General features: G+C 38.2%; 10 protein-coding genes and 1 pseudogene. 2 read left to right on the top strand and 9 right to left on the bottom strand.

Translation table 11 applies throughout. The features are described 5' to 3' along the window. Positions 1–9: 9 nt before the first annotated feature. The gene (gene pstB, locus Q9M50_01460; protein ID MDQ7089304.1) at positions 10–846 is read right to left on the bottom strand and encodes a phosphate ABC transporter ATP-binding protein PstB; all 837 of its coding nucleotides are present in this window, start codon (positions 844–846) and stop codon (positions 10–12) included. An 8-nt stretch (positions 847–854) separates the two neighbouring features. Continuing rightward, positions 855–1,363, bottom strand: a pseudogene (locus Q9M50_01455) (DUF2380 domain-containing protein). Positions 1,364–1,498: 135 nt separating this feature from the next. On the opposite strand from Q9M50_01455, the gene Q9M50_01450 reads away from it, so the two are divergent. Continuing rightward, entirely contained in the window at positions 1,499–2,209 is a 711-nt protein-coding gene (locus Q9M50_01450) for a HisA/HisF-related TIM barrel protein (GenBank protein MDQ7089303.1), read from the top strand. 39 nt (positions 2,210–2,248) lie between these two features. Here Q9M50_01450 and fae read toward each other — a convergent pair whose 3' ends face one another. The 7 genes from fae to glgC form a co-directional block, all read right to left on the bottom strand. Further along, a complete protein-coding gene (gene fae / locus Q9M50_01445) occupies positions 2,249–2,764 on the bottom strand; it encodes a formaldehyde-activating enzyme (GenBank protein MDQ7089302.1) in 516 nt (171 codons plus the stop codon). A gap of 38 nt (positions 2,765–2,802) precedes the next feature. After that, a complete protein-coding gene (locus Q9M50_01440; protein MDQ7089301.1) occupies positions 2,803–3,663 on the bottom strand; it encodes a triphosphoribosyl-dephospho-CoA synthase in 861 nt (286 codons plus the stop codon). A 59-nt stretch (positions 3,664–3,722) separates the two neighbouring features. Next, positions 3,723–4,604, bottom strand: coding sequence for a RimK family alpha-L-glutamate ligase (locus tag Q9M50_01435; GenBank protein ID MDQ7089300.1), 882 nt, complete (start codon positions 4,602–4,604; stop codon positions 3,723–3,725). Then, positions 4,605–5,288, bottom strand: a complete 684-nt coding sequence (locus Q9M50_01430; protein MDQ7089299.1) for a TIGR04283 family arsenosugar biosynthesis glycosyltransferase — start codon at positions 5,286–5,288, stop codon at positions 4,605–4,607. A 235-nt stretch (positions 5,289–5,523) separates the two neighbouring features. After that, entirely contained in the window at positions 5,524–6,996 is a 1,473-nt protein-coding gene (malQ, locus tag Q9M50_01425; protein ID MDQ7089298.1) for a 4-alpha-glucanotransferase, read from the bottom strand. Positions 6,997–7,056: 60 nt separating this feature from the next. Then, positions 7,057–8,700 carry a glycoside hydrolase family 57 protein gene (locus Q9M50_01420; GenBank protein MDQ7089297.1) on the bottom strand — a complete coding sequence of 548 codons (1,644 nt, stop codon included), beginning with the start codon at positions 8,698–8,700 and terminating at the stop codon, positions 7,057–7,059. 28 nt (positions 8,701–8,728) lie between these two features. Beyond that, a complete protein-coding gene (gene glgC, locus Q9M50_01415) occupies positions 8,729–10,012 on the bottom strand; it encodes a glucose-1-phosphate adenylyltransferase (GenBank protein MDQ7089296.1) in 1,284 nt (427 codons plus the stop codon). 93 nt (positions 10,013–10,105) lie between these two features. Between glgC and glgB the strand changes: the two genes are divergently transcribed. Next, complete coding sequence (gene glgB / locus Q9M50_01410; protein MDQ7089295.1) at positions 10,106–12,280, top strand: 1,4-alpha-glucan branching protein GlgB; 2,175 nt, start codon at positions 10,106–10,108, stop codon at positions 12,278–12,280. Positions 12,281–12,320: the final 40 nt, after the last annotated feature.

The following is a 12,320-nucleotide window of genomic DNA, read 5'->3' as shown; positions in this document are numbered from 1 at the left end:
CGATTTTCCTTAGCCGTAGCGACCTGTAATGTAGTCTTCTGTTTGTTTTTTAGACGGGTTAGTAAAGAGTTGATTGGTTTGTCCAAATTCAATGAGTTCACCCATATACATAAAGGCGGTATAGTCAGAAACGCGGGCGGCTTGCTGCATATTATGCGTGACAATTACAATGGTGTAAGTTTCTTTGAGTTCATTAATAAGTTCTTCAATTTTTAAGGTTGAAATGGGGTCAAGAGCTGAGGCAGGCTCATCTAACAACATCACTTCGGGTTTAATCGCAATGGCTCGCGCAATCACTAATCGCTGCTGTTGTCCCCCTGAAAGCCCTAATGCATTATCATTAAGCCGATCTTTTATTTCATCCCATAAAGCCGCGCCTCGTAAGGATTTTTCGACGGCTTCATCTAAGGTACGGCGATCATTAATCCCTTGAATTCTGAGACCATAAGCCACATTTTCATAAATTGATTTAGGAAAAGGGTTCGGCTTTTGAAAAACCATCCCGACACGCCGACGTAAATCCGCAACATTAACCGATTTATCATAAATATTATGGCCTTCTAATAAAATCTCTCCCTCAATTCTGGCACTATCTACTAAATCATTCATTCGGTTAATGCTGCGTAATAGCGTTGATTTACCACAGCCACTTGGTCCAATATAAGCCGTTACTTTTTTCTTAGGCATTTTCATATTAACATTGAAAAGAGCTTGTTTTTCACCGTAGAAAAAATTTAAATTTTTAACTTCAATGCAAGTGGATTCATTCTCAGAAGTCGGTTTTGTTTCCTCCCTTGCGAATGTGTTAATATTAATAGCATGGGTACGTGTCTGTTCTAGTGTCATAGTTGGTTTTATTTGCTGGGTTTAGGAGGGGTATAACGTCGGTCTAAATCATAATCAATTTTAACGGTTAAACTTTCAACGGCTTTTAGGGTTAATTTTTTCGCGCCCCCCTTTGGTTTCAGATATATAATTACCGATCAGTTTCTTATTACTGACCTTGATTAAATGGCCCATGAGGTAAGCAAATAAAAAGCTAGGTTTATGCAGCCGACCCACTAAAACATAATCAGCTCCGACCTCTTCTGCTAATTTAGCGGCACTATCATCATGATCAAAAAGATAACCCAATCCTGCATTCGCTTGCTGTTGTGCCGTTGAGTTAATCGTAATAATTTTATAACCTGCTTTTTTTTAATTCATTTTCTAGTAAGGGCTTGATGGATGCCGTACGCGCTAACTCTGAAGAAATTCTAGGGGTTAAGGTTAAATCTTTTAATTCAAAATCTAAAATAGCAATACGCGTTTCTGCATAGCTATTAATTGAGAGCAAGCATCCTAATAAAATTAAAATTTTCATCGCTGATTTTCCTAGTTTAATTTATTTAATAAAAAGGTATCCTCACTATAAAAGACCTATTTTTTCTAAAAAAATAATAGTCAGCCAATAAGGATACGCGATCATTATGACAACATTATTATAGAAATACTATTGATGAAAATTATTCCTGTTATTGATATTAAACAAGGGGTGGCCGTTCATGCTAAATTAGGGTTACGGCAACATTATCAACCGCTAAAAACTCCTTTATGCCACTCTTATAACGTCACCGAGGTTATTCAGTGTTTCTTACAATTGCATCCGTTCACGGTTATTTATTTGGCGGACTTAGATGCGATTCTCGACGAAGGGGATAATGATGCTTTAATTGAAACACTACGACAACACTATCCAAACATTACTTTCTGGGTGGATCGAGGATTTCAAGCGTCCCCGTCCTCATTATCCGTATTCAGTCATTATCAAACCGTTTTAGGTAGTGAATCCTATGGTGAAGACAAGGTCAGTTATTTAAAAAATTTTGAAAAAGAGTTTATTTTATCACTGGATTTTTCGGCCAACGGGGAATCGTTAGGGGCAAAACAATTATTTTATGAACAAGATTTGTGGCCGAAAAAAATTATTCTGATGACACTCGGTCGTGTTGGTAGTTATCAGGGCGTTGATTTGGATCTATTGATGCGCTATCAGCGGTTAAATTCTAAAATAGAACTCATTGCCTCAGGGGGGGTTCGAGGAATAACCGATTTATTCGCATTACAAAAAATAGGGATACACGCTGTATTATGTGCTAGCGCGTTGCATAATAAAGCAATTTCGAGTCGGGCTATTAAAAAATTACAGGCAAAAAAATACCCCGAATAAATCGAGGTATTCTTTATCAATTTTATTTGAAACTAATAATTAAACTTTATTAGCTGCAAATGGATGCTCAGAAGAACCTTTTGCTGCAACAACTTCAGCCGCAGTAGGTGATTGAGCGACTGCATTTTTGATAGACTGTTTAACAGCATCATAGTTGTTTTTCTCAATGGCAACATCATCTTCTGCTAACCAATGAATGAAAACACCAACAGAGATAAATAAATCTTCTGCTTCGTCGGCTGGAATTGTGCCATCTTCAACACAATCAGCAACAGCCATAGCAACACCACGTTGTGCAGGGCCAAACATTTGTACTGCTTGCTTAGAACCTTTGATTGTTACTTTGTTAAACATAACTGTAGCAGGCTTAACCATTAGGTTAGGCGCAACAACAGCTAAAAGACTAGAAAAACCATCTTTGTTGTTAGTTAAGCAGTTAGCGAATGCAGATTCAGCTGCTGAACCACGAGGCCCAATCATTAAATCAATGTGTGCAACTTCGTTTCCATCACCGTTTAAAGACTCGCCTACACGAAGGTTGTTAATTTTAGCCATTTGTTGTTATCTCCTAATTGAGAAAAATAAAAAATTGTTTATAGTCCGACTGTACGAAGCATTCTTTCTGCTAAAAAAACAAAAATAGTGGCAACGGTTAAATCGGCAGTTGTTCCAGGGTTAATCCCAGATTTTTTAAAGGTAGTGTCTATTTCATACAGCATCGCTTCATGCTGCTGCGGTTTATCTGTACTTAACAGGATGTCATTGAGTAAACGCATTTGTATTTGTACTTCTTCCGTATATTTATTTCCATATTTTCGCTCGATATGACTATCGGGAAATTTACTCAGCAGGGCAGAATAAGACGCAACCGCAGACCAATTTAGGTCTCCCCACTTCTTGAAAGCGTCATTATACCTTAAAATTGAAAAATCGAAAATATCTTTAAAATTTGTGGTGTATTGTAGGGCCACTCTATCTTTATTTTCAGCAATTTTCATAGCGTCAATTAAAGTAATTTGTGCGACCGTATGAACATCCGCTTCAGCAGATTCACCTAACCCACCTGGTGAGGCCAGTGTGATGGCCTTAAAAACCCAATTAGCATCACTACGCGTGGTTGCGTGTAACACCTTACTCAGTCTCTCTCTAAAATCCTCGCCTTTACTCATCGTGGATAACGCCTGTATCAGGGGCGCGCACAATAATATTATCCCTAAATTAGTGTTACAGCCTACTCTATCTCGTGTATTTTTAACGGCATAATATATTTTTTCACCCAATGAATAATTAGGGTTGGTGATAGGGGTCATACTTGCCATTGCACTCAGCTGAAAATCTTTTATCGTCATGTCATGCCCTTCAGCATAGACACTTACATTTCCTGGTTTAAAGGCCTGTAATTCTATATCACAGGCATCGTGGTAAAGCTTACTTAATTTAGAGGCTGAAATCATAAAAATAAAGGATGAGCTTGCACACATTAAGTGCGTAATAACGGGTTAAAAGGGGGGATTTATTTCATGCGTAACATATCATTAACTAACAATTCAGCCACGTTAAGATCACAAACCGATTCCAAGCCTTTCCACGCGGGAATGCTATTGACTTCAATAACATGATAACACCCTGCTTTATCTTGAATAATATCAACGCCTGCATAATCCATTTTTAAAGCCGCCGTGGCTTTAATCGCTAATTCAGATAAAACCGAGGTTAATTCAATAGGCTCACAACGCGCCCCTCTAGCGACATTATTTAACCAAGACGTTCCACGCCGACACATCCCAGCAATGGCTTGATCCTGAATAACAAAAACGCGTATATCTGAAAAATCATCACCGACACATTCAATGAATTGTTGTAAATAATAAATACCATTGCTTGCGGTAAGCCAAAATAAATCCGTCATTTTTTCAATACGTCTTAAACCCACCCCTTGTGAGCCAAACAACGGTTTACTAATTAAATGACTGCCTTGTTTTAATTGCTGTTCCGCGATAATTAGAGCGGTTTCGCGGTCTCTCAATACCCAAGTTATCGGGGTCGGTAAGCCTGCTTGTTTTAGTAAAAAACTCGTCATTCCTTTATCAACACTGCGCTCGATTGCGTAGGCATCATTATAAACAGGTATATTAAGTTGTTTTAACGCATGAAGTATATCCAAATAAAACACAACTTCTTGTAATGATCCTCCGGGTACGCCACGAACAAAAACACCGTCGGGCAAAGCCTGTTCAAAGTCTTTAATCTGAATCGGTACTTGTTCCGATTCTAATTGAATTTTACAGTCCGTTAACGAGACATACGCACTGTCATAGCCATGGTCTGTAAAAGCACGCTTGAGTTGTTTTCCATGCCAACCGGGTTCATCGGTAAAAATAACTATTTTCCCCATCTAACCTTGCTCTTGATAATAAAGTTTAGCCAGTTTATCTGGGGATTGTCCCAACCAATAACGCAATCGTAAATTCCACATTAAAAGAATGGTTTGAAATAGACCAAACTGTTGCCAGCGTCGCCCAGAACTTTGCACTTTATCCTTTAAACAAAAGGGGGTGCTTTCTGATTTTAATTTTTTAGACAGGGCAATATCTTCCATTAATGCAATTTCAGGATAACCCTTAACGTATTCAAATAGCGTTTGTCGAACAAAAATAACTTGATCGCCTGTGGCAATTCCCGTTAAAGAAGATCGCCAGTTCATCATTTGTGAAATAATTTTTAATACGGAAGGGCCTGTTAAATTGATATTGAATCGCCCCCAGTGTTTATTTGAATGCAATCCCTGTTCGATTAACGTTAATGCATTGTCGGGTAAAAAAGTATCGGCATGTAAAAAAATAAGTACCTCACTTTGAGCGAGTTTTGCGGCCGCATTCATTTGTTTTGCACGGCCTTTATCCGCATGAACGATTTTATCAACAAGCGGGGTTGCCATACTTAAGGTCTTATCCTGACTTCCACCATCTGCAATAATCAAGGTTGCTTGCTGACGTAACGGCTGTAATGCAAGTAGACATTTCTTAATAATCGGCTCTTCATTGAACGTTGGAATAATGATAGAAAATTTTTTATACATAACAACTTTAAAGGGGGATTCTTTGTATCTTAAATAGGAAGCTAATCATTGGGCATTCTTCATTTTTCGGTTTACAGTTTAAATCGGAGTTCAATAGCTAAAGCTATTTTACGCCACACTATTTTTTAAGCTAAATGAAAAATACCAATAATTGAACAAAATCTATATCTTTATCAATGAATAGCTTCCCTCAACCCCCCCGCCTCTTAAAATGGGGGTATTTGTCACTCTAAACTTATCGACCAAATAATCTAACTAAATGCGATAATTTATTTGCTTTTTCTGCGGTAAGTTGATTCCAATCAAATCGCCATTTCCAGTTTCCAGTCGTGGTTCCTGGAACATTCATTCGACCTTCTGAGTTTAATTCTAAAATATCTTGCAAAGGAATAACGGCAAGGTTTGCAACCGATGAAAAAGCGGCTTGAATTAAAGCCCACGGCATTCCTTCATTCGGTTTACCCAGCAACTCATAAATACGATGTCTCTCATGATCGTCTAAAGGCTCATACCAGCCTAAAGTCGTATCGTTATCATGGGTTCCCGTATAAACAACGCTGTTATTTTCATAATTGTGCGGTAAATACGGATTATTGGCATTATCGCCAAACGCAAATTGTAAAATTTTCATCCCTGGAAGATTAAAATCAGTTCTAAGTTTATCCACTTCATCGGTGATTTCACCTAAATCTTCAGCAACCAAGGGAATGTCACTAAATGCGTTTTGTATTGCATCTAAGAGAGCGTCACCAGGTGCTTTAACCCATTTCCCTTTGATTGCTGTTTTTTCACTGGCAGGGATTTCCCATGCCGATTCTAGGCCCCTAAAATGATCGATACGAACAATATCAAATAATTCTAGCTGAGTTTCTAAGCGTTTCACCCACCATTCAAATCCTGTTTTTTGTAAATATTTCCAGTTATAATGAGGATTCCCCCAACGCTGGCCTGTTTTTGAAAAGTAATCGGGCGGAACCCCCGCAACAACAGGCATTTCACCGTCTTTATTAAGTTTGAAAACTTTACGATCCACCCAAACATCAACGCTATCATACGAGACAAAAATAGGAATATCACCCAGCAATAGGACATTGTATTCGGCAGCAAACTTTTTTAGCTCTAGCCACTGGGTAAAAAAGATATACTGTTCAAACTTTATAATTTCAATAAAATGTTTTAAGCGTAATTTAGCTTCTTTAATTGCTTTTGAGCGCCGTTGCTTGATCGGCTCTGGCCATTGATTCCAGCACTGTAAATTGTATTCTGCTCTAAAGGCCATGAATAAAGCAAAGTCATCTAACCAAGCGGCTTTATCATCACAAAACTGTTTAAACTCATTTTTTTCTTCTAGCGTTGCTAAGGATTGAAACCCATAAAAAGACTTGGTTAATAAACATTTTTTTGTAAAATTATCTTCCGCTTCACAATGCTCACAGCTTTCTGTGTGATGTAGCCAGCCTTTTTCTTTAAGCCATTCTAAGCTGATTAACGCAGGGTTTCCTGCATGGGCTGATAAGCATTGATAAGGGGAACCGTCACTATGTGGGACACCTAAAGGGAGTGTTTGCCAAACGGTGATACCTGAGTCATGTAAAAATTTGATGAAATGATAGGCTTCTTTACCCATATCCCCTTTTACATAATTTCCAGGTAATGAGGTAATATGTAGCAATACACCCGCCCGTCGTTGTTCTAAAAGTGTTGCCACGTTTATTATCTCCTGTTTGAGAGGCAAGAGCTATTTTGACAATAGCTCTCATTGATTAAGTTAATGTTCTGTTCCAGGTCGCATTGCGCCACCCATGACAGGTGTACCTGAACCTTGGGTAAATGAATGGGTTAAATAACTAGGGGGTTGTTCACCCAATAATGAATAGAGGTTGGTTAAATTCAGACGAAACTGTTTTTCAAAATCACTGACGGCTTCATTTGGGTTGTAATCACCAAACCACCAAAACCAATCAGAGCCTTCACAAACAGCCAGTTGTATTTCCGCTTTTTTAGTTTGTTCTGCATTTAAACGGCCTGTGGGAATAACGTTATCAAAACATTTTTTAACATCACCCAACATATCCCAGCCACGGTTTTTATCATTATCACCAACCCATGTTGAAAATGTCCCGTAAACCCAACTGCCTGCAATGAGTTTATTCAGTGTTTTTACGTCTGATTTTTCCGCTAAACACTCTGAAAAGGTACTCAGTTCAATGGTGGGATGATCGGCTAAACGTTTATACAGCGCGTTTAAAAAATGATAACCATTATTAGGAAAATATTCCCACGCATTTTCACCATCCATAATAATGGATACAATATCATTTTCTTTATTCGTGCCAATGTTTTCTAAATGTTCAATTAAATTATTAACCGCATCATCTGCATGCCATTTAGAGTATTCAAAACCAATTAAATCCGATAAGCCATCATCTCTAAAAAAACAAGCAATATTAGTTTCTTTTAATTTAAAGGGTTGATGAATACTTACTCCCTGTTGCTCTGAACTATTAAGGCTATTGTGTAAGACGCTTCCCCCTGTTGCCGCCCAATCAAACCCAAAATCAGCCAGAATTTTTAACGTTTCGGAACTAACCGCTCCCTCTGAAGGCCAACAGCCTTTAGGGGTAAAGCCAAAAAAATGATTAAAGGTTTCAACCCCTTTTTTCAAATGCCATTGTACGCGCTCTTCGCCCCCAGGATAATTTTCTAACTGAGGTAAGGGCGCATCAGGCATCGCTTCACACGTCGTTTTAATATCCAACATTAAAGGCACAATGGGATGGGCGTAAGGGGTGACCGAAAGTTCAATTTGTCCACTTTGTGCTAATACTTTATAGCGATTAAGCACATGAGAGAGTAAATCAGAAATAACTTTTAAAAGATGAGTCCTATTTTCTAAGCTAAAGTTAGATCCTTGTTCAATTAATTTTTGAATGTTTTTGTCGGATAACTTAACCGTTTCACCCATCCAAGCAAGATGATACCAAACTACAATATCACTCATAAATTGTGAACTAATGTAGTCCATAGCACAGTCAGTTTCTTCTAACTCATCGGCTATTTTAAGAAGGTCTGAAAATTTAGAATAACGTTCAATTTGGCGTTCTTTATTGGCTTTTTTACAATTTTTAATGATTTGTAAACGATCATCCGCATTTGTAATGGCTTCAGGATTAGCAAGAGCGGCTAATAAACTGTCTCTTAGCGGTTTTCCATTACGTAAATAATCGTGTAACTGGTGACTATAGTCTTCAATTTGTTCAAGTAAAATCGGTGCAAAATTAACAACGGCTTTTGCATTGGGAGTCGCTTCTAAATGGGCGACCATATCGACATAGTCTTTGATGACATGTAAATAAGTCCAAGGCAATTTATAATCGCCACTTTGTAAATTTCTATACTCAGGCTGGTGCATGTGCCAGCATAAGACTAATTTTAATTTTTTACATTCTGTCACGAAATCGTCCTTGCCCTAACATGGTTGCTGTTACTAATACTACGCCGCTTTCACTGACTTCAAATCGTCTTTCATCTTCGGCTCTATCTTCACCAATAATCGTTCCTTCAGGAATTTTACAGCCTTTTTCAACAATGGCTTTCGTAATTCGGCAATGGCGACCGATGGTGACTGACGGTAAAATTATCGCATCTTTTAAGTGGCTATATGAATTCACACGTACATTTGAAAATAACAAGGAGTGGGTTACTTTAGATCCAGAAATAACACAGCCTCCTGAAATCATGGAGTCAACTGCTTCCCCTCGACGGTCATCATCATTAAATACAAATTTTGCAGGCGGGGTTTGTGCCTGATAAGTCCAGATAGGCCAGCTATTATCATAAAGATTTAATTCAGGATTAACCCCAATTAATTCCATATTTGCAGACCAATATGCGTCAATGGTACCGACATCGCGCCAATAACTTTGCTGACCGCTTTGTAAGTCTAAAAATGGGTAGGCATTAACTTTATGGTCATTAATCACTGAAGGGATAATATCTTTACCGAAATCACGGCTAGAATTAGGGTTTTCAGCATCTTTGGCTAATTTCTCAAATAAGAATTCGGTTTTAAACACATAAATTCCCATCGATGCTAATGCGGTATTACTACGTCCTGGCATGACTGGCGGATTTTCAGGTTTTTCAACAAAAGCATTAACCCGTCGATTTTCATCAATACCAATAACCCCAAATGCGGTGGCATCTTCCAATGAAACTTCAATACACCCGATGGTTAAATCAGCATCTTTAGTCACATGATCGGCTAACATTTGCCCATAATCCATTTTGTAAATATGGTCGCCCGCTAACACTAAAATATATTCAGGGTTGATCGAACGAAGAATATCAATATTTTGATAGATGGCATCGGCTGTACCTTGATACCATGAACTTTCATTAATCCGTTGTTGTGCAGGTAATAAATCGACAAATTCACCAAATTCACCGCGTAAAAAACTCCAACCTTGTTGAATATGGCGAATGAGTGAATCTGATTTATATTGGGTTAAAACCCCAATTTTACGAATGCCTGAATTGACACAGTTAGAGAGTGGAAAATCAATTATTCGAAATTTACCTCCAAAAGGAACAGCAGGTTTTGCCCGCCAATCGGTCATTTGTTTTAGCCTTGACCCTCGGCCTCCTGCTAAAATTAATGCAACTGTGTTACGAGTTAGATGGCTAACAAAACGCTCATGAGGTTGATTTGTTAAATCTGACATTTTTATCCTCTTTATGAAATTGACTGTTACAGACTAAATTTAATTTGGTAACATGACTTACTAATCCATTTTACTACACTGAGGCAATACAAAGTGAACAAGCAACAAAAAAAAATTACGCTTGATTCTGATTCAATAAAAATCAGTGAGGCAACCCATCATGACCCTTTTTCAATTTTAGGTCGTCATACTAAAAATAAGCAAACCAAAATAACTGTTTATTTACCTTACGCAGAAAGCGTTTCTATTACAGGCTATGGCGAGTTACAACGCATTAATGGAACTGATTTTTTTGAATGTCTTTTAGTAAATACAAAAACCTTAAAACATTATGAATTACATGGGGTTGATAAAGAGGGTCACCCCTTTAAATTTTATGACCCGTATGATTTTCCATCACAATTACCTGAGTTTGACCAACATTTATTTAGTGAAGGGAAGCACTGGCACATTTATCGGAAACTAGGCGCACATTCACGCACGGTTGATGGTGTTAGTGGTATTTATTTTGCCGTTTGGGCCCCTAATGCGCAGCGTGTTAGTGTTATTGGTGACTTTAATCGCTGGGATGGCCGTTGTAATCCTATGCGAAATTTAGGCAATTGTGGAATATGGGAAATTTTTATTCCTAATTTAAATTCTGTTTGTTTGTATCGGTTTGAAATTCTTAATCAAAAAACCCAAGAAATATTAACCAAAGTGGATCCTTATGGGCAAGAGTTTGAATTTAGACCGCAAACGGCTTCGATTATTAGACAAAAAAAACCGTATCAATGGCAAGATGGTCAATGGGTGGATCAGCGTAAAGATTATGATTGGTTACATGCGCCGATGTCTATTTATGAAGTACACCTAGGGTCTTGGCAACGTGATGTACGCGGTAATTTTTTAAATTATCGTGAATTAGCCGCCCAGCTTGTTGAGTATGTTAAAAAATTAGGCTTTAGCCATATTGAATTATTACCGATCACGGAACACCCGTTAGATGCTTCGTGGGGCTATCAAACCACAGGTTATTTTGCCCCCAGTAGTCGTCATGGATCACCTGATGATTTTCGTTATTTTGTTGATTATTGTCACCGCCACGACATTGGCGTAATTTTAGATTGGGTGCCTGCTCATTTTCCAAAAGATACCTTTGCATTGGCGCGTTTTGATGGCAGTCCCCTCTATGAGCATGAAGATCCCCGCAAAGGCGAGCATCGTGATTGGGGAACGCTCATTTATAACTACAGCCGTAATGAAGTTAAAAACTTTTTACTGGCCAGCGCTATTTTTTGGTTAGAAGAATTTCATTTAGATGGTCTGCGAGTCGATGCGGTTGCCTCTATGCTCTATTTGGATTATTCCCGCGAAGAAAATGATTGGGTACCCAATATGTATGGGGGGAATGAAAATTTAGAAGCGATTGATTTTCTAAGAGATTTAAATTCTGTGACCCATGAGCAACATCCTGGTACCGTAATTATGGCCGAGGAATCAACCTCATGGCCTCAAGTTACACGTCCAACATGGACAGGTGGGTTAGGTTTTTCGATGAAATGGAACATGGGCTGGATGCACGACATGCTGTCGTACATGAGTTTAGATTCGGTTCATCGAAGTCATCATCACGATCAGTTAACCTTTGGAATGCTTTATGCATTCACTGAAAATTTTGTGTTACCTTTTTCGCATGATGAGGTCGTTCATGGCAAAGGCTCAATGCTCTCTAAAATGCCAGGAGATGAATGGCAAAAGTTTGCTAATTTACGATTATTATATTGTTTTATGTTTACCTACCCAGGTAAAAAACTTTTATTTCAAGGCTGTGAATTTGCACAAGGGGCGGAATGGAATTTTAATCAAGCTCTTGATTGGTTTCAACTGGATTACCCACAACATCAAGGCATTCAAACTCTAATAAGAGATTTAAATAAACTGTATTCTAAACACCCCGCACTTTTTCAACATGACTTTGATAATGAAGGCTTTGAATGGATTGATTGTCATGATGTGCAACAATCGGTGATTAGCTATCGTCGTAAAACTGCGGAAGAGGATTTAGTTATTATTTTAAATTTCACCCCCGTTCCTAGAGAAAATTATCGTATCGGGGTGCCTATCGCAGGAAGTTATACTGAAATTTTAAACTCTGATTCCAGTTATTACTGGGGAAGTAATATCGGTAATGGTCAAATCATTTCGGAATCTGAATCCTGGATGAATCACCCTCATTCGATTACACTTACCTTACCCCCACTAGCGGCGATTGTATTGAAATTATAGTCTTAAGTCATGTAGGATAGTTAATAACTATCCTACATTA

It is taken from the genome of Methylococcales bacterium (assembly GCA_030949405.1).
Classification (GTDB): Bacteria; Pseudomonadota; Gammaproteobacteria; order Methylococcales; family Methylomonadaceae; genus WTBX01.
The sequence above is the reverse complement of the archived record's forward strand: the minus strand, read 5'-3'. Positions and strand labels throughout refer to the sequence as shown.